Source organism: Lelliottia sp. WB101, assembly GCF_003051885.1.
Classification (GTDB): domain Bacteria; phylum Pseudomonadota; class Gammaproteobacteria; order Enterobacterales; family Enterobacteriaceae; genus Enterobacter; species Enterobacter nimipressuralis.
Genome location: NZ_CP028520.1, coordinates 4,412,790 through 4,436,126, shown reverse-complemented (window position 1 = coordinate 4,436,126; position 23,337 = coordinate 4,412,790). Strand labels below are relative to the sequence as shown.

Here is a 23,337-nt window from a genome sequence, read left to right as displayed (position 1 = left end):
TGATCACTTCGGAGGTTTGACTCATGAAGTATGTTGATGGTTTTGTGGTCGCTGTTCCCGCGGAAAATAAGGAGGCTTATCGCGAGATGGCAGCAAAAGCGGCCCCGCTGTTTAAAGAATTTGGCGCGACACGGATCGTGGAGTGCTGGGCTGACGATGTTCCCGATGGAAAGCTCACCGATTTTCGCATGGCGGTGAAAGCGGAAGAGGGCGAAGAGGTCGTCTTTAGCTGGATTGAATATCCGTCAAAAGAGGTTCGCGATAAGGCGAACCAGCAGATGATGGCCGACCCGCGCATGAAAGAGTTCGGCGAGTCGATGCCCTTTGACGGTAAAAGGATGATCTACGGCGGATTTGCGCCGCTGCTGGATGAGTAATCCGTGCGCCCGGCGAGGCTCGCCGGGCATTACTCTGGATCGAGGTTATTCTCTGCCCACAGTATGAACTCAATTTTTGGCAAGGCCTTGCTGTACAACCAGCCCTGTCCGTACTGCACGCCGTGACGGCGCAGCCACTCAAGCTGTCCTTCTGTTTCAATCCCTTCGGCGACCATCGCCAGCTTCAGCGATTTAGCCATTTCGATAATGTGTGGCGTGACGTTTTTGTACTCCAGTGCGTCCACGAACGACTTGTCAATTTTCAGGATGTCCACGTCCAGATCCTGCAGATAGCTGAGGCTGGAGTAGCCGGTGCCAAAATCGTCGATATGAATCGGGTGGCCTGAGCGTCGGAAGCTGGCAATCGCGGGCGCGCTCACCTTCGGATCGGCAAATCCGCGCTCGGTCAGTTCAAGGGCAATCTGCTGCGGTGTGATCTGCCAGTGGTTCAGCAGGCGGCTAAGCAAGGGCGGCAATTCAGTGCAAAACAGATCGGCGGGAGAGAGGTTGATCGAAATATGCTGATCCGGATTGTGGCGCAGCCATTCGCCCATATCTTCAAACACTTTCTCGAACACCAGGCGGGTAAGTCTGGAGGTTAATCCGGTCTGTTCGGCCAGCGGAATAAAGATGTTCGGCGACAGCATACTGCCGTCCGGCTGCGGCCAGCGGACCAGGGCTTCTGCGCCGGTAATCTTACCCGTATCCAGCGCCACAATGGGCTGATAATGCACCACCAGTTCGCGGGCGTTGATCGCATCCAACAGGCGATAGCGTGGCGACTGCAAACGGCGCAACATGCGCAGGATAAACGCGGCGGCCAGTAAACTGATGAGCGCACCAAACGGGAACCAGAAAAGCAGCTGCTGGTGCCAGCTCGCTTTTAACGGTTTCAGGGAGGCCCAGGCGACCACGGCGTAGCGCAATTCCGGTACCTCTTTGACCACATACATGAAGCCATCATGCTGGAGACGCGTGAGATTCTGCGTATGGAGCTTTTTCCAGATCAGTGGGTCCAGCGGGTTGCTGCTGGCGAACACCCGATTACTGTCTTCGCCGACCAGCGCGGCATCAATCGGCCAGGAACCAAAGGGAATAACGTCAATCAGGGATGACGGGTCAATCACCACCATGTAGTGGCCTTTTCCCAGCATCAGCATGAAACGATTAACGTCCAGATCGTTTTGCGTCGTCAGCCAGGCGCGATAGCCATCGGCGGTGGTGCGCACAGGCGCAGGAAAAGGTACGGAGTTGCTGACCTGTTCAAGCGACGAGCAGATCGGCTTTTGGTCGACGACGTACATCACTTCCTGGACGTAACGCAGGGAGAACGCCACGCGGCGCATGTCGAGGAGATGTTCGTGACTGCAGGGCGTGCTTTGCAGGGGCTGGAGCTGTTTTAAGGCGGTTTTTCCCTGGCTTACGACTTTATCTGCACGAAGTAAGACGCGTGAGGAGTACCGGTCCAGCGCTTCGACGAAATTCTCTTCTGCCTGGCGGTGCGCCATCCAGACGCTCAGACAAATGGGGATCAGCACGGCAAAGATCAGAACACCAGTCACCAGACTGACCAGTTGGCGAGTTGTCATGCTAGGGTTTCCTTTCTGAGCCGCTGATTTACATTACCGCTGAATAATAATCTTATAGTATGCGGCAGAGTTTGATTTCATTCAGGTAAGGCTTATGAAAAAAAAAGAGTTTGTGACGCAAGATCTGCTGAGCAAAATTTACCAGGATACGACGCCCGGACCGCGTAAGCTGTCGCCGGAAAGACAGCTCGCCGAGGAGTACGGCGTGTCGCGTTTTACTATTCGCCAGGCGCTGGAAAAGCTGGTTAGCATCGGAGTGGTGCGGATTGTGCAGGGTTCGGGGATCTGGATCAACGAGCAGGCGCGCAATAACCCGCTGGTCTATAACTCGATCACGGAGAAACGCTTCGATCAGATCCGTTATCGGATGATCAGCCTGCATAAAACGCGCCCGGATCGCGCCGCGCAGCAGATTTTTGGGCTAGATGAGGAGAGTTTTATCTGGCACTTCTGCCGCCTGCGCTACGTCGATGATGCGCCGGTACAGCTGGAGATCTCCAGCATGCCGGTGGCGGATTTTCCCGATCTTAACCAGCAGGCGATTGAGCGATCGATTCAGCAGTACGTGCTGAGCAAAGGTTTCACCATTTCCCACATGCTGACCACCTATCGTGCAGTGAGCGTCAGCCGCGAACAGGCGGTGATTCTGGGCTGCAAGAAGGGCAGCCCGGCGATGCATATTAATAATCGCGGTATTCTCGACGGAGGACGCGTGTTCGAGGTGAGCGATATTATCGACATCAACTACACCTGTACTTACGTCATCCCCTACAACCGCGACAACTTAACCTGGCGGCAAAATCAGGGTGTATGAATCGCCCCATCGGGCAGGCGGCTCTGTGTCCACTCATGCGGGCGGTAGACAACCGGATGCGCCAGGGCCAGCTCCTCGTTGAAGCCCACGCCGATGCCGGCGTTGACAGGCGGATAGACAAATCCCTCTTTTGCCACCGGTGCGCCAGGGAAAACCGCATCCGTGGTTTGCGAACGGGGAATGAACTCCTGAATCGCCGCGTTATGCAGATGAATATTCAGATGGGTATTCACCGCCACGCCGATAGGCGTCATGTCGCCCGGCCCGTGCCACGCCAGACGCACGCCAAAGGCCTGACACAGATGTGCCAGTTTGATCGCCGGGGTGATGCCGCCGATCTGTGATACGTGACAACGGATGAAGTCGATACGACGATTGACGATCAGGTCGTGCCATTCTGCCGGGTTGTTGAACAATTCCCCCATCGCCAGCGGTACGCAGCTTTGCTGGCGCACCTGTTCAAGCCAGGCGCTCTGCTGCGGCGGCAAAATGTCTTCAATAAAATAGGGCTGGAACGGTTCGAGCAGTTTTGCCAGCTGAACGGCCTGCTGCGGGAACAGTCGCTCGTGGACGTCGTGTAAAATGTGCAGCTTCCAGCCATATTTTTCCCGCAGCGCGCGGAACATCTCGACGGTGTTCGCCATGTACTCCTGCTGATCGAACCAGGCGCCAGGCGTTGGATTATCCGGGGCGTGAATTGCCGAGGGCGTGCCGCCGTAAAAGCCAAGCTGACAGCGAATATGCCGGTAACCCTGCGCCAGCAGGGAATCCACGGAGGCGAACAGTTCTTCCAGCGTTTCGCCGCTGGCATGGCTGTAGGCGGGGATCGCGTCGCGGGATTTGCCGCCCAGCAGTTGATAGAGCGGCATGCCTGCCAGCTGGCCTTTGATGTCCCACAGCGCCATATCGACACCCGATATCGCATTGTTCATCACCGGGCCATTACGCCAGTAGGCGTTGACGTTCATCATCTGCCACAGATCTTCGATATTGTTCGCATCGCGACCAATGAGCAGCGGTTTGAGGTACTCATCCACCAGGGTTTTGACCGCCAGCGGACGCTGCTGAAAGGTGGCGCAGCCGTGGCCGGTGATCCCCTGGTCGGTGGTGACACGTACCGTCACCAGATTATGTCGGTCCGGGCGGGTAATAAAACATTCGATATTTTTAATCATCACAGGCGTCACGAAATAACTCCTTGGGGGCTCTGTGGGAATAGGTTATGGGGAATATCATCACCCTAAAAATGTTGGCGGGTAAACCGTTTTTTTGACTATTTATTTTGGTCAGTTATTTAACGGTAAAGTAATTAAAAAACATACCAATTTTAGATTGATGAGGGTTTTTAGGCTTTTGTTATGGCTAAGTGTGAGCGGAATCAAATTTTATTGGTTTGTTTTGTTGTGAGGGTTTAATTATCCTCATGGCAACATTAAAACGACAACAACATCCGGCAGGAGTCTTTATGGGGACGCAAGAAGCCATCAATAATATTATTCGTCTGGTCGGCGGCCAGGGGAATATAAATAAAGTCTGGCACTGCATGACGCGCTTACGCTTTGATCTGATTGACGATAATAAAGTCGATCAAAACGAGATTAAAAAACTGCCTGGCGTGCTGGGCGCGCAGCTGCAAAGCGATCAGTTTCAGGTGATTATCGGACCGAAGGTGAACAGCTGGTACGAGCAAATGCTCAGCGTGCTGGGCAATAACGACACCGCGACACCTGCGGCGACAAAAGGGCGTAAGAGCCTGGTGTCGCTGTTTATGGACACGGTGTCGGGCGTGTTTGGCCCGATCGTACCGGCGATTGCCGGGGCAGGGATGATCAAAGGTCTGCTGGCCGGGCTTATCGCCCTGAAAGTTGTTTCGGCGAAAAGCGACACGGTGATGGTGATCGATCTCATCGCCAGCGGCGTTTTTTACTTCCTGCCATTTTTCCTTGCCGTTTCGGCGGCGAAAATCTTTAAGACTAATGAATATCTGGCGGCGGCCGTTGCGGCCTGTCTGATGTATCCGTCGCTCATCGAAGCGGCGAAAGCGCTGGCCACGCATCAGGAGGGGGCGGTCAGCGCGATTTGGCTGCTGGATGTGATCCCGGTGTCGGTCTTTAACTATGCCTCCAGCGTGATCCCGGTGATTTTCTCTATTCTGGCTTTGAGCTACATCCACCGCTGGGTGGACAGCATCATGCCCGACGTACTGAAAACGGTCTTTACCCCGACGCTGACGCTGTTCCTCGGCGCACTGGCTGCGCTGGTGGTGATCGGGCCGATTGGCATCTGGCTCGGTAAAGGACTGGCGCTGTTTATCGAAGGCTTGTTTGGCGTGTCGGCGAGTTTCGCCGGGCTGGTGGTCGGCGCGATTCGTCCGGTGGCGATCCTCACCGGTATGCACCATGCAATGACGCCTATCGCGCTGCAAAACTTCAGCGATCGCGGCTACGACATGCTGATGCCAATGATGTTTATGGCTAACATGGCGATTGCCGGGGCGACCTTCGCAATCTGGCGTATCAGCCGCGATCGGCAGGAGCGCACCGTGACCTTATCTGCGGCCATTTCCGCTCTGCTCGGGATTACGGAACCGGCGCTGTTTGGGGTGCTGACGCGCTTCAAAAAAGCGTTTATCGCCGCCACCGTCGCCAGTTCTCTGGCCTCAGCGTTTATCGCGTTCTTTGGCGTTCGTCTCTACGGCTACATTCTGTCGAGCATTTTCAGCCTGCCGGCCTATATCGGGCCTTACTTTATCTTTGCGCTCTCGGGCGTGGTGATAGCGCTGGTGCTGTCGTTTGTCCTGACGACCATGCTGGTAGGGAAAGAACAGGCGGAAGAAAAGTAAGCTAAACCCTCGCCCGACGGCGGGGGTTGTTTTTTGTTCGCGACTCGGATACCATTTTGTTATGTTATAACAAAACATGACGAGATGACCATGAAAGCTGATATCCATCCGTACTACCGCACCGTCGTTTTCCACGACACCAGTGCGAACGAATATTTTAAAGTAGGTTCGACCATTAAGACCGACCGCGAAATCGAACTCGACGGCGAGACGTTTCCGTACATCACCATCGAGGTGTCATCGAAATCGCACCCGTATTACACCGGTAAGCAGAAAACCTTCTCGACCGAAGGCAGCGCGGCCCGTTTCCGTCAGCGTTTTGGCGGTTTCATTAATGCGAAACGAGGTTAATCATGCAGGTACTTAACTCGCTGCGCAGTGCAAAACAGCGCCATCCGGACTGTCAGATTGTTAAACGCAAAGGCCGCCTGTACGTGATCTGCAAAACGAATCCGCGGTTTAAAGCGGTGCAGGGACGTAAGAAAAGACGTTAGTTCTGTAGCATTCGCCAATTTTCCAGGGACTTTATCTGCTTGCCGTCGGCGCTGAAATTGTCGGCGGCAAGCCAGTTCTGAAAGGCGCGATTCCGCGTCTCCCACTCTTTATCTATGATTGAAAACCAGTCCGTATCGCGGTTGTGGCCTTTGGTCACCAGCGCCTGACGAAAACGCCCTTCATACTGAAATCCTAAGCGCAGCGCCGCGCGCCGTGATGGCTCATTAAGGCTGTTGCATTTCCACTCAACGCGACGATAGCCCAGCACCTCAAACACGTAGCGCATCAGTAAATACTGGGCTTCTGTGGACATCGGCGTGCGGCTCAGCAGGGGGGAGAAATGGACATGACCTACCTCCACCACGCCGTTTTTCGGATCGATGCGCATCAGCGCCAGCGTGCCGACGGGAGCCTGAGTCTGGTTGTCGATGACCGTGAAGTGAATCGGATCAGACAGCGCGCAGACGCTCTCGACCCACGCGGTAAACGCCTCTACGTTTGCATCCGGTTCACGCAACAGCCAGGTCCAGCTGCGGGTATCTTCCGCCAGATGGTATGCGGCGAACAGCGCGGCGGCGTGTTCCGGTCGTAGCGGCGTTAAGGTGCAATAGCGTCCGTTCAGCTCTACGCGCTCTGGATGCGGTCGCGGCTGCCAGTCGATTAGTTCATCGCCCACTGGCTGACCAAACTGGTTGAATTGATTCATCTTGATTCCCGTTGGCTTAAAGAGAGCCTCAGAGTAAGAAAAATGTGGCCCTGTAAAAAGGTCCACATGAGTGTGTTATGGTGGTACCACGGAGGGCGAGATGAACATTCCAGGCGACGACTTTTACACACTCATCACCCAGGCGCTGCAACGCCGTGGGGCAGAAACACTCCAGCGCACGCTGTATCGGGCATTGCGTGAGGCGATCCTGACCGGCAGATTGCAGGCCGACAGCCGGTTACCCGGCTCCCGTCTGATCGCCCAACAGTTAGCGATTTCGCGTAATACGGTGAACGGCGCACTGGAACAGCTGACGCTGGAAGGTTATCTGCTGCGCAACCGACAGGGTACGCGGGTGGCGCATCTCGCGCACAGTCACGCCGGGCAGTCATCGCAAGCGCTGGATATCACCCTTGCGCGCCGGGTGGGGAATCTTCCTGCGCCGACACCGCGTGGTACCCCGGTGCCCGCATTTACCCCCGGCACGCCTGCGATCAACTATTTCCCGCTGCCTCTGTGGCGGCGTCTGTACGATCGGGTTCTGCGAGAAGAGGGCAGTGCGCTGCTGGGCTACGGTTCACCGGCGGGTGAGCTTACGCTTCGTGAGGCGATTGCCCGTCATCTTGCGCTCTCGCGTGGCATCCAGTGTGACGCCAGCCAGATTGTGATCACCGAAGGGGCGCTGGAAGGCGTCAGTCTTTGTACCCAGCTGTTGAGTGAAACGGGGGATATTGCCTGGATTGAGGATCCGGGTTACGCCGGGGCGAAAAGCGTGTTTGCCAAATCGGGCCTGACGATGGTCGGTTTGCCCGTCGATGAAGAGGGCATGCGTCTGGAAACCCATGCGCACTCACCCAAACTGATATTCACCTCGCCGTCGCACCAGTTTCCCTACGGGAGCGTGTTAAGTATTAACCGGCGGCTGGCGCTGCTGGAGTTTGCCCGTCAGCACCATGCCTGGATTATCGAAGACGATTACGACAGCGAGTTTCGCTACAGCGGCGAACTGGTTCCGGCGATGATGGGGATGCAGGAGAACGCGCCGGTGGTGTATCTCGGGACGTTCAGTAAAACACTCTTTCCGTCGCTGCGTACCGGATTTATGGTGCTCCCGAAGGCGTTAGCCCGCGCTGCGCACCCGGCCATCGGCTCGCTGCTGCGCGGTGGGCATCGCGCCGAACAGCGCACCCTGGCGTTGTTTATCGAAGAGGGGCACTACGCGCGCCATCTTGCAGCGATGCGCAGGCTGTATCGCAAGCGCTACCGACAGCTACGCGAGGCGCTCGCCGCTGAACTGCACGTTCCACATCGGGTGCTGGCCGGTGAGGGCGGTATGCATCTGACCGTTGCTATTGATGGTGTGGATGATAAAGCGATTGTGCAGCAGGCAAGAGCCTTTCAGCTCGCACCGGCCGCCCTGAGCGGTTACTACCTTGATACAAACCAGGGACAAACCGGGCTGGTGCTGGGATACGGGAATACGTCAGCGTCGCAGTTTGCGCCTGGGATCAGGCGCTTGCAGACCCTGATTACGCAGTGGCAGGGCGAGAAAGGGTGAAGACGTCGTAGAACGACAGTTCACCTTTGGTGGAGATCATTTTCTGCAGTTTCGCCTTTTGCTCGTCTTCAACCTTTGGCGAATGCAAAATATTGCTGATCAGCTCCGACGGCACATAGCGCGTGTTGTACCACTCACCGTTATAGCAAACGCGGAAATCGAGCACATCGATATCTTCATAGCGATAGCGGGGATTAACGTCGAAAAAGAAAAAGCCGTTAAAGACGACGAAAAGCACCACCAGCAGCCAGACCGAGTCGATCAGCGTTTCTGAGAGCAGCATAACGACCAGCGTCGCCAGCAGTGCGGCATACATCGCCAGGAACAGGCCAGGGTGTTTACGGATAAAGCTAATGCTAAAGCGCGGGCGATTATCGCGCTTTTCGCGGGCATTCAGATCGTCGATGGTTTCAGTAAGCAGGCGCTGTATCTCTGTCATTTATAACCTTCATGAATTTTGCAAAATACAGGGGATCTGCCCATTTTAGGGGAGCGGTGGGGGTGAAAGAAGTAACAGTTATGGGCATAAAAACCATAACAGTTACCGGTTTCTGACTTAAAGCGTTTTGATGATCTTCGCCGGGTTACCCCCGACTACTACGTTACTCGGCACGTTTTTGGTGACCACCGCACCGGAAGCCACCACCACGTTATCGCCAATCGTGACGCCTGGGTTTATTACCGCGCGGCCACCGATCCACACATTATCACCGATGGTCACCGGTTTGCCTAATTCAGCGCCGCTGTTGCGTTCTGTGGCATCCAGGGGATGGGTGGCCGTGTAGATTTGCACGCCTGGTGCCAGCATACAGTTATCACCGATATGAATAGGGCAGACATCCAGCATCACGCAGTCGAAATTGGCGTAGAACGATTTACCGAGATAAATGTTATAGCCGTAATCGCAGCGAAAGCTTGGCTCGATATAGGCATCTTCTGCCTGGCCGAGAAGTTCCGTCAATATTGCCCGACGCTCAACTTTAGCATCGGGTTCCGTATGGTTATAACGATGAACCAGATGGCGCGCGCGCAGACGCTCTGCCCGCAATGTGTCATCAGAGGGGCGGTAAAGCTCACCGGCAATCATTTTCTGTTTTTCTTCACTCATGGGAAACCTCACGGGAATGGTCCTGACGCTACAGCGTAAAGAACCTCATCGTGAAAGGGAACGTTCCCATTAAGCTGATGTGATGATAATCACAACATTGTTGCCGACGTGCACGTTTGAAACGATGGGTCTGTTTGCCACGCAGGGATCGTATATCGAAAGGTGAATTCAGCGTAAGAAGGTAATGATATAACCTCAAAACAAAGCACTAGGTATTAACGGACAAATTTCCACACAGATACTGGGATTTTGTCATACAGTTTATTCATCGTTAACTCTGCAAGGCGGTGGTCGGCTGCTGAATAAAATACAGCCAGTTCATGATCGGGAAGTTCATATTTATTCTTTTCAATAACACGCTCCAGGGTGTCCAGTGACTGGCAGCGTCGCAAGCGCATCAAATAATCTGTCTTTGTTAATGGTTTATCAGACATAAATTCACCTTAGTAATTGTAATAATTTTAACATGAATGACTGACCGGGTTAGCTCTGCTCGCGTTGATGAAACAACGGAATAGGCGGTTTCCCGATTTACGCCATTTTTGCAAATCTTGTGTGTTAATGCCGTAACTGCTGAACAACATAAAGGTGTCGTCCAGATATTCATCAATTTGCTCAATCAATTTATTATCTTCATTGTACTTAATTTTATAATTAAGTGCGAAGGTTGCTATATGCTCTATGAGTTCATTTAGCTGCAAATTGATTGCGGAGGTCGGATCATTAACCCAGCCATGGTTACTTTCATCAAGATTGGCAAGGCAGTCATGGTACAAGGATTCGCAGAGAAATTTCAACTGCGCGATATCATGCCTTTTTGGCGAGTATTCGTCCATAGCGCATCCCCTTTTGAGTGATTCTTTACTCACCCGAGCAACGCTGTCGGGATGGATACAACTAGCTTACCTTAACGGGTGCTGTTTCCTGATGTCTTTAACTATAAGCCATGCTGATCAAGATTTCACCGCGCTATTACGAAAAATTACAATTAAAACGTTAGCCGCCGTTCGTCTCTGAATCTCCCTCATTCATAGTGTCAATTTTATCTAAATCATGGCAGAAATTTTGTCGGCTACCTTAGGATTCATCATGTTAGCTAAAACCTACACCTGAAATGTGGAATCCCAAATCTTCCTCATTACCTAAAACCGCCAGGAATAATCCTAATATCTTTAGGGCAAACGAAATAATTAAATAATTGCCGTAAGGATTAACGATGACTTTAAACAACAGAAGTTCAATGCGGTGACATAAAATAAATAAACGAACAATAAGCGTAATTTATGATTTTCGTCAGATAAAGAAAAAGGCCGCAATTTGCGGCCTTTTTAGCATGTGAAACCGGTATCAGTGATGATCTACTGAGTGACTGTGTTCCACATCTTCATTCTTGCGGCTAAAGCGGCGGCGTACCACCACGAAGAACACCGGAACGAAGAAGATAGCCAGTACGGTTGCGGTAATCATCCCGCCCATTACGCCGGTACCCACAGCGTTCTGCGCGCCGGAACCTGCACCGGTACTGATAACCAGCGGCATTACCCCGAGGATAAACGCCAGGGAGGTCATCAGGATTGGACGCAGACGCATACGTACCGCTTCCAGCGTGGCCTCAACGAGACCTTTGCCCTCTTTATCCATCAGATCTTTGGCGAATTCGACGATAAGTATCGCGTTCTTCGCCGACAAGCCAATGGTTGTCAGCAGGCCCACCTGGAAGTAAACGTCGTTGGTCAGGCCACGGAATGTCGCGGCCAGCAGCGCACCGATAACACCCAGTGGTACCACCAGCATGACGGAGAACGGAATCGACCAGCTCTCGTACAATGCTGCCAGACACAAGAACACCACAATCAGCGAGATGGCGTACAGGGCAGGGGCCTGGTTCCCGGACAGACGTTCCTGATAGGACATCCCCGTCCAGTCGTAGCCGATGCCGGAAGGCAGTTTCGCCGCCAGTTCTTCCATCAGGTTCATCGCTTCACCGGTACTTCTGCCTGGTGCCGCCTGACCAAGGATTTCCATCGATGGCAAGCCGTTGTAACGCTCCAGACGTGGTGAACCGTATTCCCAACGTGAAGTCGAGAAGGCGGAGAACGGAACCATCTGACCTTCGCTGCCACGCACATACCAGTTGTTGATATCGTTCGGCAACATACGGTACTGCGCTTCAGACATCACGTACACTTTCTTCACACGACCGCGGTCGATGAAGTCGTTGACGTAGCTACCGCCCCAGGCTGCGCCCAGTGTGGTATTGATGTCGCTGATAGACACGCCCAGTGCCTGTGCTTTTTCCTGGTCGATATCGATCTTATACTGCGGGGTATCTTCCAGGCCGTTAGGACGCACGCCGACCAGCAGATCAGGGTGTTTCGCCACTTCGCCAAACAGCTGGTTACGAGCCTGAGTCAGTTTCTCGTGACCCAAACCGCCCTGGTCGATCAGCTGGAAGTCGAAGCCGGTTGCCGTACCCAGTTCGACGATCGCTGGCAGGTTAAAGGCGAATACCATCGCATCTTTAATCTGCGAGAAGGTTCCCATCGCACGCCCGGTGATCGCTTCGACTTTGTTCTCATCGCCTGGACGCTCGCTCCAGTCTTTCAGAGAAACGAAGGCGATACCGGTGTTCTGACCACGACCCGCAAAGCCAAAGCCGTTAACCGCAAACACGGATTCAACGTTCGCTTTCTCTTTGGTGAGGTAGTAGTTGGTCACTTCATCCAGCACTTTCTGGGTACGTTCTTGCGAGGCACCCGCCGGAAGCTGTGCCATCGTCAGGAACACGCCCTGGTCTTCATCTGGCAGGAAAGAGCTTGGCAGACGAACGAACAGGAATGCCATGCCCACGACGATAATGATATAGAGCAGCAGATAACGACCAGTACTGCGCAGAATGTTGCCTACGCTGTCGGTGTAATGGTGCGTGCTCTTATCGAACATGCGGTTAAACCAGCCGAAGAAGCCTTTATGCTCGCCGTGGCCGCCTTTCTGAACAGGTTTCAGCATGGTGGCACAGAGGGCAGGGGTCAGAATCAACGCCACGAGAACCGACAGCGCCATTGCCGAAACAATGGTGATGGAGAACTGACGGTAAATCGCACCGGTTGACCCACCGAAGAAGGCCATCGGGATAAATACCGCAGACAGAACCATCGCGATGCCGACCAACGCGCCCTGGATCTGGCCCATGGATTTGCGCGTCGCTTCCTTCGGCGGCAGCCCCTCTTCGGCCATCACACGCTCGACGTTTTCGACCACCACGATGGCGTCATCCACGAGCAAGCCGATGGCGAGCACCATCCCGAACATCGTCAGGGTGTTTATCGAGAAGCCGAATATCGCCAGTATTGCAAAGGTCCCTAACAGTACGACCGGAACGGCGATGGTTGGAATCAGCGTCGCGCGGAAGTTTTGCAGGAACAGGTACATAACCAGGAACACCAGGATGATCGCTTCGACCAGCGTTTTCACCACTTCGTGAATAGAGATTTTAACGAACGGTGTGGTGTCATACGGGTAAACGATTTTCAGACCTGACGGGAAGAACGGCTCCATTTTCGCCAGTTCAGCACGGATCGCGGTCGCGGTATCCAGGGCGTTCGCACCGGTCGCCAGTTTAATCCCCAGACCGGAAGCCGGCTGGCCGTTAAACTTCGCCACGATGTCGTAGTTTTCACCGCCCAGCTCAACCTTCGCAACGTCGCGCAGGCGAACCTGAGAACCATCCTGATTGACCTTCAGCAGAATTTTGCTGAACTCATCGGCGGAGGTCAGACGGGTCTGCGCGATGATAGAGGCGTTCAACTGTTGCCCTTTCACCGGCGGTGTCCCGCCTAACTGACCGGCTGCAACCTGGGCGTTCTGCGCTTTAATCGCGCTAATCACGTCGACAGGGGTCAGCTGGAAGTTGTTCAGTTTGTTCGGGTCCATCCAGATACGCATCGCGTACTGGGAACCAAACAGCTGAACGTCACCCACACCTGAAGTACGACTGATGGCGTCCTTCATGTTGGCGCCCACGTAGTCGGAAATATCCTCCTGCGTCATGGTGCCGTTGGTGTTGATAACGCCGACAACCATCAGGAAGCTACTGGAGGATTTCTCCACGCTTACACCCTGCTGCTGGACTTCTTGCGGCAGTAACGGCATCGCCAGCTGCAGTTTGTTCTGCACCTGAACCTGCGCGATATCCGCATCCGTACCAGACTCGAAGGTCAGCGTGATCTGAACCGTACCGGTTGAGTCACTGTTGGAGGACATGTACATCAGGTTATCGATACCGTTCATGTTCTGTTCGATAACCTGAGTCACGGTGTCCTGCACCGTTTTTGCATCAGCCCCAGGATAGGTCGCGGTGATCGAAACTGCTGGCGGCGCAATCGTTGGATATTGCGCTACGGGCAGCTTCAGGATCGCCAGTCCCCCTGCAAGCATGATGATGATGGCGATCACCCACGCAAATATGGGGCGATCGATAAAGAAATTAGGCATGTCTTAACGGCTCCTGTTTAAGTTAAGACTTGGTTTGTTCTGACTGGCCACCGGCTGCGGCTTGTTGTTTATCGTCAGATTTGACTTCCTGCGCTTTCACCTGCGCGCCAGGACGTACTTTTTGCAAACCAGTGACAATCACGCGATCGCCATCTTTCAAACCGTCCGTCACCAGCCATTTGTCGCCAATCGCCTGCGTAGCAGTGATTTGACGCGTTTCGACTTTGTCATCCGCACCCACAACCAGCGCGCTGGCATCACCGCGTGGCGTACGTGTTACACCCTGCTGTGGCACCAGAAGTGCGGTTGGGTTGGTGCCTTCTTCAAGACGGGCACGCACGAACATACCTGGCAACAGCGTATGGTCAGGGTTCGGGAAGATTGCGCGTAAGGTGATAGAACCAGTGGTTTGATCGACGGTCACGTCAGAGAATTCCAGCGCGCCAGCCTGTGGGAATTTGATGCCATCGCTGGTCACCAGCTCCACTTTTGCTTTGCCGTTTTCTTGCTTCAGCGCACCGCTTGCCAGCTCTTGTTTCAGACGCAGGAAATCGTTGCTGGACTGCGTAACATCAACATAGATCGGATCAAGCTGCTGCACGGTAGCCAACGCGGTGGCCTGACCGTTCTGCACCAGCGCACCTTCGGTGACAGCTGATTTACCAATGCGACCGCTGATAGGGGAGGTCACTTTGGTGTACGCCAGGTTAATGCGTGCCGTTTCAACAGCGGCTTTTGCAGCGAGTACCGCAGCGTTAGCCTGTTGAGAATCGGCCAGCGCCGTGTCGTAATCCTGTTGGCTGATGTACTGCGTGCCGAGCAGCTTTTTATAACGGTTCAGGGTCACCTGAGAAATTTTGGCTGCCGCTTCGGCTTTCGCCAGGTCACCTTTCGCACTGTCGTACGAGGCCTGATAGGTTGCCGGATCAATCTGATACAGAGAAACACCCGCTTTGATATCACTACCCTCGGTGAAGTTACGTTTCAGGATAATGCCGCTAACCTGAGGACGAACTTCCGCAACGCGGTAAGCGCTTGTACGGCCTGGTAATTCTGTGGTGATTTGAAGAGGTTCAGTTTTCAGCGTAACGACACCGACTTCTGGCATCTGCTGTGCTCCTTGTTGAGCCTGTTTCTCATCACATCCTGTAAGCGCTAAGCCGCCTGAGAGCATCAGAACGATCGCCAGAGGCGTTAACCCTCTGTTTTTGTTCATATGTAAACCTCGAGTGTCCGATTTCAAATTGATCAATGGATCAAAAGTCCGCAAACCCATTGCTGCGTTTATATTATCGTCGTGCTATGGTACATACATTCATAAATGTATGTAAATCTGACTCCTGTAAATTCATTGACGTATGGCACGAAAAACCAAACAACAAGCGCTTGAGACACGTCAACACATCCTGGATGTGGCATTACGTCTGTTTTCGCAGCAGGGGGTTTCTTCAACCTCTCTGGCGCAGATTGCTCAGGCCGCTGGCGTCACACGGGGAGCGATTTACTGGCATTTCAAAAATAAGTCAGATTTATTCAGTGAAATTTGGGAGTTATCAGAATCCAGTATTACCGATCTTGAGACTGAGTATCGGGCAAAATTCCCTGACGATCCACTCTCAGTTCTGAGAGAAATTCTGGTCCATGTCCTTGAGGCGACGGTCATTGAAGAAAGACGCCGCCTGATGATGGAAATCATCTTCCATAAATGTGAGTTTGTCGGTGAAATGGCCGTAGTGCAACAGGCGCAGAGAAGCCTGTGTCTGGAGAGCTACGATCGCATCGAATATACTCTGAATCAATGCATTCAGGCGAATATGCTGCCGGAAAATTTACTCACCCGCCGCACCGCCATCCTGATGCGCAGCTATATCTCCGGGCTGATGGAAAACTGGCTGTTTGCCCCGCAGTCCTTTGACCTGAAACAAGAAGCACGCAGCTACGTCGCCATTTTGCTGGAGATGTGCCAGTTCTGCCCGACGCTGCGGATGGAGCCGGGCGCGCTGCCGGCCTGATCGGTACCAGGAATTCTCCTGGAGGATTGCCTTCGCGCTATTCTGCTTTCACCTGCCGTGATATCCTTCGCACCAGACTATTCCCGGTCATTTCTGACATCAAATTCATCACTATGCTGCACTACACTCGCTCGCAAAACCCTGTTTTTGTCCTGATCTTCGCCGTGCTTTTTTTCTTCACTACGGCTTCTGCCGTTTACGCTCGCGCTGAGAATAACAGCGACGGCCCGACGCGTGCGGATGTTCAGTCTCAGCTCGATACGCTGAACAAACAAAAAGAGCTGACCCCGCAGGAAAAACTGATTCAGGCCGATTTGACCGAGACGCTCGAAACCCTTGATAAAATTGAGCGCGTCAAAACCGAAACCGCCCAGCTGCGTCAGAAAGTGGCTGAAGCGCCGGAAAAAATGCGACAGGCGACCGCCGCGCTGAATGCCCTGAGCGACGTCGATAACGACGACGAAACCCGCAAAACCCTGGCCACGCTCTCGTTGCGCCAGCTTGAATCCCGCATGACTCAGGTGCTCGACGACCTGCAGACCGGGCAGAGCGATCTCGCCACTTACAACAGCCAGCTGGTCTCGCTGCAAACCCAGCCGGAGCGCGTGCAGAATGCCATGTACTCGGCCTCTCAGCAGCTCCAGCAGATCCGCAACCGCCTGAATGGCACCACGCTCGGCGAGGGGGCGCTGCGCCCGACTCAGCAAACGTTGCTGCTGGCCCAGCAGACGCTTCTCAATGCGCAGATTGACCAGCAGCGCAAAAGCCTTGAAGGCAATACCATTTTGCAGGATACGCTGCAAAAGCAACGGGATTATGTCACCGCCAATATTAATCGTCTGGAACACCAGCTCCAGCTCCTGCAGGAAGCGGTCAACAGTAAGCGCCTGACGCTAACCGAAAAAACCGCGCAGGAAGCCGTCTCGCCGGATGAAACCACCCGCATCCAGAACAACCCGCTAGTGAAGCAGGAGCTGGATGTGAACCATCAGCTCAGCCAGCGCCTGATTCAGGCTACCGAAAGCGGTAACTCGCTGGTTCAGCAAAATATCAAAGTGAAGAACTGGCTGGATCGCGCCCTGCAGGCCGAACGCAATATTAAAGAACAGATTGCGGTGCTCAAGGGCAGTCTGCTGTTATCGCGCATTCTGTATCAACAACAACAGACGCTGCCCTCCGCCGACGAGCTGGAAGACATGACCAACCGCATCGCGGATTTGCGTCTGGAGCAGTTTGAAATCAACCAGCAGCGTGATGCGCTTTTCCAGAGCGATGCGTTTGTCGCCAAAGTGGAAGAGGGCCATACCAGCGAAGTGAACGACGAAGTGCACGACGCGCTGCTGCAGGTGGTGGATATGCGCCGCGAGCTACTCGACCAGCTCAACAAACAGTTGGGCAACCAGCTGATGATGGCGATTAACCTGCAAATCAACCAGCAGCAGCTGGTGAGCGTGTCGAAAAGCCTGAAAGAGATCCTCACCCAGCAAATCTTCTGGGTTAACAGCAACAAACCGATGGACTGGGACTGGCTGAAGTCCTTCCCGGAGGCGCTGAAATCCCAGATTAAGAGCATGAAAATCACCGTGAACTGGGAGAAAGCCTGGCCTGCGGTAATGATTGCCTTCCTGGCCGGGCTGCCGCTGCTGCTAATTGCAGGGCTGATCCGCTGGCGTCTCGGCTGGCTCAAAAAATATCAGGCGAAGCTCGCCCATGAAGTCGGGCAACTGCGCAACGACAGCCAGCTCCATACGCCAAAAGCGATTCTTATCGATCTGATCCGCGCCCTGCCGGTATGCCTGTTTATTCTGGCGGCGGGGCTGATTCTGCTGACGATGCAGCTCAACATCAGCGATCTGCTGTGGGCGTTCAGTAAAAAACTGGCGCTATTCTGGTTGGTGTTTGGCCTGTGCTGGAAAGTGCTGGAAAAAGACGGGGTGGCGGTGCGTCACTTCTCAATGCCGGAGCAGCTCACCAGCCACTGGCGCCGCCAGATTGTGCGCGTGAGTCTGGCGCTGCTGCCGCTGCACTTCTGGTCCGTCGTGGCTGAACTTTCCCCGCTGCATCTGATGGATGACGTGCTGGGTCAGCTGGCGATTTTCCTCAACCTGCTGCTGATCGCCGTGCTGATGTGGCCGATGTGCCGCGACAGCTGGCGCGATAAAGAGTCGCATAATATTCGCCTGATCACCGTCACGGTGCTGGCGATTATTCCGCTGGCGCTGATGGTGCTCACCGCGACGGGCTATTTCTATACCACACTGCGCCTGTCGGGCCGCTGGATTGAAACCGTCTACCTGGTGATCCTCTGGAACCTGCTCTATCAGACAGTGCTGCGCGGGCTGAGCGTCGCGGCGCGCCGTATTGCCTATCGCCGTGCGCTGGCGCGTCGTCAGAATATGGTGAAGGAGGGCGCAGAAGGGGCGGAGCCGCAGGAAGAGCCGACTATCGCGCTGGAGCAGGTCAACCAGCAGACGTTGCGCATCACCATGCTGGTGATGGTGGCCCTGTTTGGCGTCATATTCTGGGCGATCTGGTCTGATTTAATCACCGTGTTTGCCTATCTCGACAGCATTACGCTGTGGCAATACAACGGCACCGAAGCCGGTGCGGCGGTGATGAAAAGCGTGACCATGGGCAGCCTGCTGTTCGCGCTGGTCTCATCGGTGGTGGCCTGGGCGTTAATTCGCAACTTACCGGGGCTGCTGGAAGTGCTGGTGCTGTCGCGCCTGAACATGCGCCAGGGCTCGTCTTATGCCATCACCACTATTCTCAACTATGTGATTCTGGTGGTCGGGGCGATGACCGTCTTCGGCTCGCTGGGCGTCTCATGGGATAAACTGCAGTGGCTGGCCGCCGCTCTGTCGGTGGGTCTGGGCTTTGGTTTGCAGGAGATCTTCGGTAACTTCGTCTCCGGTCTGATCATTCTGTTCGAACGCCCGGTGCGTATCGGCGATACGGTCACCATTGGCACGTTCTCCGGGACGGTCAGTAAGATTCGCATCCGCGCGACGACAATTACCGACTTCGATCGCAAAGAGGTGATCATCCCGAACAAAGCCTTCGTCACGGAACGTCTGATCAACTGGTCGCTCTCCGACACCATCACCCGCGTGGTGATCCGCCTCGGCGTGGCGTACGGATCGGATCTGGATAAAGTGAAAGAGGTGCTGCTGCGGGCCGCAACGGAACATCCGAAAGTCATGCACGATCCCGCGCCGTCCGTCTTCTTTACCACCTTCGGGGCGAGCACCCTGGATCACGAGCTGCGTTTATACGTGCGAGAGCTGCGCGATCGCAGCTATGCGGTGGACGAACTGAACCGCACCATCGATCGTCTGTGCCGTGAAAACGACATTAATATCGCCTTCAACCAGCTTGAAGTGCATCTGCGCAATGAGAAGGGCGACGAGCATACGGAAGTGAAGCGCGAGATGAAAGGCGACGATCCAACACCCGCCTGATCGAACGCCTTCTTTTTCAAGGAAGAGGGTCAGGGTGAGGGCGGTTGTCCCTCACTTTCCCTTCGAAATCGCGCCGCACAATCTCGAGTGCTTTCAGCACCGTCTCTGCCGGAAGATCATGATTTTCCAGCAGCATAATCAGATCGACGGCCAGTTTAATTTCGTCGGGGGCGTTTTCAAGCGACATGTTCAGCTCCATTTAGCGGGTCATACGCGCAATTACGCGCTCTATCTCATCCAGCGCCTGACGGCAGCGGGTGAGTCGTCCTTCCAGGGCGGAAATTTCCCGCATCAAACGCTGCTGCTCTTCCAGGGTTTCGCTCCCTTTCAGCTGCTGTTCGCGTTCGTTTTTCATCGCATAGAGACGACGTTCAAAATCCTGATGCTCCAGCCGCTTGCGCTGCCATTTTGCCGCGCCAGGCGAGGGCGTGTCCCACGCGCGAAGCGGCCAGGCGGTCATCTCCCGGTGCAGGGCAGTTATCTGTTCCACCAGATGTTCAGCCAGCCACGCCACCTGCTCGCGTTGCTGGCTCTCCACGGCGTGACGCAGCTCATCGAGATTATGTTGGGCTTCGTCGAGATAATCTTTTATCAACGTACTGCGTGTACGAAACAGCTGCCGGTCAAAGCGTGGTTTCAGCGTCGCGTGCTGCAATAGCGGTGATGCCTGCGCGCGCAGGGCAATCAGCTGATTTTGCAGCGTCTCTAAAAGCAAGGCTGTTTTCAATACGCTCTCCAGTGGTAAAGTAGCCGTTCAGTTTGATAACGATTCGCATTATGAAGCGTACTATTTTAATCATCATTGGCTGGCTTGCGGTAGTGCTGGGTACGCTTGGCGTGGTTTTGCCGCTGCTGCCCACGACGCCCTTTATTCTGCTGGCGGCCTGGTGTTTTGCCCGCTCGTCGCCGCGCTTTCATCAGTGGCTACTCTATCGCTCGTGGTTTGGCGGCTATCTGCGCCACTGGCAACAATACCGGGCGATGCCGCCTGGCGCAAAGCCTCGCGCAATTGCGGTGATCCTCGTGACCTTCGCCATTTCATTATGGCTGGTGAAGATGATGTGGGTGCGAATCCTGCTGCTGGTGATCCTCTCCTGTCTGCTTTTCTTTATGTGGCGAATCCCCGTCGTTGATGAAAAGCAACAAAAGCACTGAAGTGCAATGATGGCTGTTGCAATTATCCCGCGCAGCCAGTAAATTCGACCGTTTTCGAGCACAGGTGCGCCTGGTCAAAAGTTAAACACTTGTTACTTTGACCATCATGTTATGCGCGCCGTGAGTAACACCGTTTTTAACCAGGCATACATTTATGACCGCGACTGCGCAGCAGCTTGAATTTCTGAAAAACAGCATCAAAAGCATCCAGGACTATCCAAAACCTGGCATTCTTTTCCGTGATGTCACCAGCTTGCTGGAAGACCCGAAAGCGTACGCACTCAGCATTGAACTGCTGGTTGAGCGTTATAAAAACGCCGGGATCACCAAAGTAGTAGGGACGGAAGCGCGTGGCTTCCTGTTCGGCGCACCGGTTGCACTGGCAATGGGCGTGGGCTTTGTGCCGGTTCGTAAACCGCGCAAACTGCCGCGTGAAACCATTGCCGAGAGCTATGAGCTGGAGTACGGCACCGATCAGCTGGAAATTCACGTGGATGCGATCAAGCCGGGTGACAAAGTGCTGGTGGTGGACGATCTGCTGGCCACTGGCGGCACGATCGAAGCGACCGTGAAGCTGATCCGTCGTCTGGGTGGCGAAGTGACCGATGCGGCCTTCATCATCAATCTGTTCGATCTCGGCGGCGAACAGCGCCTGGAAAAACAGGGTATCACCAGCTACAGCCTGGTCCCTTTCCCGGGTCATTAATCCCTCATCCCGCAACCTCGCCCAATGGGTGAGGTTGTGTTAGCATTACCCCCCTGAATATCCACCTTCCAGCGTTGCAGAGCCTGCCCATGAGTTATCAGGTGTTAGCCCGAAAGTGGCGACCCCAAACCTTCGCTGACGTCGTCGGCCAGGAACATGTGCTGACCGCCCTGGCGAACGGTTTATCGCTAGGACGCATCCATCACGCGTATCTTTTCTCCGGCACGCGCGGCGTCGGTAAAACCTCTATTGCCCGTTTGCTGGCAAAAGGCCTCAACTGCGAAACCGGGATCACCGCCACACCCTGCGGTGTGTGTGATAACTGCCGGGAGATCGAGCAGGGGCGTTTTGTCGATCTCATCGAAATCGATGCCGCGTCGCGCACCAAGGTCGAAGATACCCGCGATCTGCTGGATAACGTGCAGTACGCGCCGGCGCGTGGTCGCTTCAAGGTCTATCTGATCGATGAAGTCCACATGCTGTCGCGCCACAGTTTTAACGCCCTGCTGAAAACGCTGGAAGAGCCGCCATCGCACGTTAAATTCCTGCTGGCGACGACCGATCCGCAAAAACTGCCGGTCACGATCCTGTCGCGCTGTCTGCAGTTCCATCTGAAGGCGCTCGACGTCGATCAGATCCGCGCGCAGCTCGAGCACATTCTCGATGAAGAGAAGATCACTCACGAACCGCGTGCGCTGCAACTGCTGGCCCGCGCGGCGGATGGCAGTCTGCGTGACGCATTAAGTCTGACCGATCAGGCGATTGCCAGCGGCGATGGCCAGCTCTCGACCGAGGCGGTGAGCACCATGCTCGGCACCCTCGACGACGATCAGGCCCTGTCGCTGATTGAAGCCATCATCGAAGCCAACGGCGAACGCGCCATGTCTCTGGTGAACGTCGCGGCCTCTCGCGGCGTGGAGTGGGAAGCACTGCTGGTCGAAATGCTGGCGCTGCTGCATCGCGTGGCAATGCTGCAACTTTCCCCGTCGGCGATCGGCGCGGACATGGCGACGATTGAACAGCGAATGCGTGAGCTTGCGCGCACGGTTCCACCGGCTGACGTACAGCTCTACTACCAGACGTTACTGATTGGCCGCAAAGAGCTGCCTTTCGCACCAGACCGCCGCATGGGCGTCGAAATGACGCTGCTGCGTGCGCTGGCGTTCCATCCGCGAATGCCGCTGCCCGAGCCTGAAGTGCCGCGACAATCCTACGCCCCCGTCGCACCGACGGCGGTGATGACGCCGCCACCGATGCCGCAGCACGCAGCGCCACCGCCTGGGCCGGACGTTCCGCTGCCGGATGCCACCAGTTCGGTGCTCGCCGCGCGCAGTCAGCTACAGCGTGCGCAGGGAGCAACCAAACCAAAAAAGAGTGAACCGGCAGCGCCAGGAAGAGCGCGGCCGGTTAACAACGCCGCACTCGAACGACTGGCATCGGTAACGGAGCGCGTCCAGTCGCGCCCGTCACCGTCGGCGCTCGAACAAAAAGCCCCGGCGAAGAAAGAGGCTTACCGCTGGAAAGCGACGACCATCACCGAAGAGGTAAAGGTAGAAGTCGCCACGCCAAAAGCGCTGAAGAAAGCGCTGGAGCATGATAAAACGCCGGAGCTTTCCGCGAAGCTTGCGGCGGAATCCCTTGAGCGTGACGCCTGGGCCGCTGAGGTCAGCCAGTTAAAGCTGCCGAAACTGGTCGAGCAGGTCGCGCTCAACGCCTGGAAAGAGCAGGACGGAAATCACATCCGTCTGCATCTGCGTCCGGGCCAGCGTCATCTTAATTCCGCCAGCGCACAACAGGTGCTGGCTGAGGCGCTCTCCACATTACAGGGCGCGCCGGTTGAATTGACTATCATTGAAGATGATAATCCGGCGATGCGCACGCCGCTGGAGTGGCGTCAGGCAATTTATGAAGAGAAGCTCGCGCAGGCGCGCGAGTCGATTATTGCGGATAACAACATCCAGACTCTGCGCCGTTTCTTCGACGCCGATCTGGATGAAGAGAGTATCCGTCCCATTTGACC

The 23,337-nt window shown here is 54.9% G+C and carries 22 protein-coding genes and 1 other annotated feature; of the genes, 11 read left to right on the top strand and 11 right to left on the bottom strand.

The window, feature by feature from the left end; all coding sequences use genetic code 11:
- Positions 1-23: 23 nt before the first annotated feature.
- A complete protein-coding gene (locus DAI21_RS21495) occupies positions 24-377 on the top strand; it encodes a DUF1428 domain-containing protein (protein WP_102104278.1) in 354 nt (117 codons plus the stop codon).
- Positions 378-406: 29 nt separating this feature from the next.
- On the opposite strand, the gene DAI21_RS21490 is transcribed toward DAI21_RS21495, so the two are convergent.
- Complete coding sequence (locus DAI21_RS21490) at positions 407-1,966, bottom strand: EAL domain-containing protein (protein WP_107704132.1); 1,560 nt, start codon at positions 1,964-1,966, stop codon at positions 407-409.
- 94 nt (positions 1,967-2,060) lie between these two features.
- Between DAI21_RS21490 and DAI21_RS21485 the strand changes: the two genes are divergently transcribed.
- The gene (locus tag DAI21_RS21485) at positions 2,061-2,780 is read left to right on the top strand and encodes a GntR family transcriptional regulator (RefSeq protein WP_100777381.1); all 720 of its coding nucleotides are present in this window, start codon (positions 2,061-2,063) and stop codon (positions 2,778-2,780) included.
- On the opposite strand, the gene DAI21_RS21480 is transcribed toward DAI21_RS21485, so the two are convergent.
- Entirely contained in the window at positions 2,768-3,967 is a 1,200-nt protein-coding gene (locus DAI21_RS21480) for an enolase C-terminal domain-like protein (protein WP_107704131.1), read from the bottom strand. The two genes, DAI21_RS21485 and DAI21_RS21480, sit on opposite strands and share 13 nt — an antisense overlap.
- 278 nt (positions 3,968-4,245) lie before the next feature.
- Between DAI21_RS21480 and DAI21_RS21475 the strand changes: the two genes are divergently transcribed.
- The 3 genes from DAI21_RS21475 (at position 4,246) to ykgO (ending at position 6,116) form a co-directional block, all read left to right on the top strand.
- Positions 4,246-5,622 (top strand): PTS transporter subunit EIIC, encoded by a 1,377-nt coding sequence (locus DAI21_RS21475; RefSeq protein WP_107704130.1) that lies wholly within the window; start codon positions 4,246-4,248, stop codon positions 5,620-5,622.
- A 90-nt stretch (positions 5,623-5,712) separates the two neighbouring features.
- Positions 5,713-5,973: a type B 50S ribosomal protein L31 gene (locus tag DAI21_RS21470; RefSeq protein WP_095281030.1), complete on the top strand. Its 261-nt coding sequence runs from the start codon at positions 5,713-5,715 to the stop codon at positions 5,971-5,973.
- 2 nt (positions 5,974-5,975) lie between these two features.
- Positions 5,976-6,116, top strand: a complete 141-nt coding sequence (gene ykgO, locus DAI21_RS21465) for a type B 50S ribosomal protein L36 (RefSeq protein WP_005125190.1) — start codon at positions 5,976-5,978, stop codon at positions 6,114-6,116.
- Here the strand turns inward: ykgO and DAI21_RS21460 are convergent.
- Positions 6,113-6,823 carry a GNAT family N-acetyltransferase gene (locus tag DAI21_RS21460; protein WP_107704129.1) on the bottom strand — a complete coding sequence of 237 codons (711 nt, stop codon included), beginning with the start codon at positions 6,821-6,823 and terminating at the stop codon, positions 6,113-6,115. The two genes, ykgO and DAI21_RS21460, sit on opposite strands and share 4 nt — an antisense overlap.
- Positions 6,824-6,923: 100 nt before the next feature.
- On the opposite strand from DAI21_RS21460, the gene DAI21_RS21455 reads away from it, so the two are divergent.
- Entirely contained in the window at positions 6,924-8,381 is a 1,458-nt protein-coding gene (locus DAI21_RS21455; RefSeq protein WP_107704128.1) for a PLP-dependent aminotransferase family protein, read from the top strand.
- Here DAI21_RS21455 and DAI21_RS21450 read toward each other — a convergent pair.
- The 6 genes from DAI21_RS21450 to acrA form a co-directional block, all read right to left on the bottom strand.
- Positions 8,353-8,820: a YlaC family protein gene (locus DAI21_RS21450; protein WP_100777376.1), complete on the bottom strand. Its 468-nt coding sequence runs from the start codon at positions 8,818-8,820 to the stop codon at positions 8,353-8,355. The genes DAI21_RS21455 and DAI21_RS21450 overlap by 29 nt on opposite strands.
- A gap of 117 nt (positions 8,821-8,937) precedes the next feature.
- A complete protein-coding gene (gene maa / locus DAI21_RS21445; protein ID WP_107704127.1) occupies positions 8,938-9,489 on the bottom strand; it encodes a maltose O-acetyltransferase in 552 nt (183 codons plus the stop codon).
- A gap of 215 nt (positions 9,490-9,704) precedes the next feature.
- Entirely contained in the window at positions 9,705-9,923 is a 219-nt protein-coding gene (locus DAI21_RS21440) for an HHA domain-containing protein (RefSeq protein ID WP_012016344.1), read from the bottom strand.
- 27 nt (positions 9,924-9,950) lie between these two features.
- Positions 9,951-10,325, bottom strand: coding sequence for an Hha toxicity modulator TomB (tomB, locus tag DAI21_RS21435; protein ID WP_100777374.1), 375 nt, complete (start codon positions 10,323-10,325; stop codon positions 9,951-9,953).
- Between the two features lie 511 nt (positions 10,326-10,836).
- Complete coding sequence (gene acrB / locus DAI21_RS21430; RefSeq protein WP_100777373.1) at positions 10,837-13,983, bottom strand: multidrug efflux RND transporter permease subunit AcrB; 3,147 nt, start codon at positions 13,981-13,983, stop codon at positions 10,837-10,839.
- Positions 13,984-14,005: 22 nt separating this feature from the next.
- The gene (gene acrA, locus DAI21_RS21425; protein WP_100777372.1) at positions 14,006-15,199 is read right to left on the bottom strand and encodes a multidrug efflux RND transporter periplasmic adaptor subunit AcrA; all 1,194 of its coding nucleotides are present in this window, start codon (positions 15,197-15,199) and stop codon (positions 14,006-14,008) included.
- Between the two features lie 142 nt (positions 15,200-15,341).
- Here acrA and acrR point away from each other — a divergent pair, with 142 nt between their 5' ends.
- Together acrR and mscK are read left to right on the top strand one after the other, a co-directional pair.
- Positions 15,342-15,995 (top strand): multidrug efflux transporter transcriptional repressor AcrR, encoded by a 654-nt coding sequence (gene acrR / locus DAI21_RS21420; protein ID WP_107704126.1) that lies wholly within the window; start codon positions 15,342-15,344, stop codon positions 15,993-15,995.
- A gap of 107 nt (positions 15,996-16,102) precedes the next feature.
- Positions 16,103-19,456: a mechanosensitive channel MscK gene (gene mscK, locus DAI21_RS21415; RefSeq protein ID WP_102104411.1), complete on the top strand. Its 3,354-nt coding sequence runs from the start codon at positions 16,103-16,105 to the stop codon at positions 19,454-19,456.
- Positions 19,457-19,472: 16 nt separating this feature from the next.
- Here the strand turns inward: mscK and rsmS are convergent, their stop codons facing one another.
- Positions 19,473-19,643: a pleiotropic regulatory protein RsmS gene (gene rsmS / locus DAI21_RS21410; protein WP_107704305.1), complete on the bottom strand. Its 171-nt coding sequence runs from the start codon at positions 19,641-19,643 to the stop codon at positions 19,473-19,475.
- 12 nt (positions 19,644-19,655) lie between these two features.
- A complete protein-coding gene (gene priC / locus DAI21_RS21405; RefSeq protein WP_107704125.1) occupies positions 19,656-20,183 on the bottom strand; it encodes a primosomal replication protein N'' in 528 nt (175 codons plus the stop codon).
- A 50-nt stretch (positions 20,184-20,233) separates the two neighbouring features.
- Here priC and DAI21_RS21400 point away from each other — a divergent pair, with 50 nt between their 5' ends.
- The 3 genes from DAI21_RS21400 (at position 20,234) to dnaX (ending at position 23,335) form a co-directional block, all read left to right on the top strand.
- The gene (locus DAI21_RS21400; RefSeq protein WP_100777368.1) at positions 20,234-20,611 is read left to right on the top strand and encodes a DUF454 family protein; all 378 of its coding nucleotides are present in this window, start codon (positions 20,234-20,236) and stop codon (positions 20,609-20,611) included.
- Between the two features lie 154 nt (positions 20,612-20,765).
- Positions 20,766-21,317 carry an adenine phosphoribosyltransferase gene (gene apt / locus DAI21_RS21390; protein ID WP_010428187.1) on the top strand — a complete coding sequence of 184 codons (552 nt, stop codon included), beginning with the start codon at positions 20,766-20,768 and terminating at the stop codon, positions 21,315-21,317.
- Between the two features lie 89 nt (positions 21,318-21,406).
- The gene (gene dnaX, locus DAI21_RS21385; RefSeq protein ID WP_107704124.1) at positions 21,407-23,335 is read left to right on the top strand and encodes a DNA polymerase III subunit gamma/tau; all 1,929 of its coding nucleotides are present in this window, start codon (positions 21,407-21,409) and stop codon (positions 23,333-23,335) included.
- Positions 22,665-22,729: a sequence feature (DnaX frameshifting element), on the top strand. It overlaps the preceding gene by 65 nt.
- Positions 23,336-23,337 lie beyond the last annotated feature (2 nt).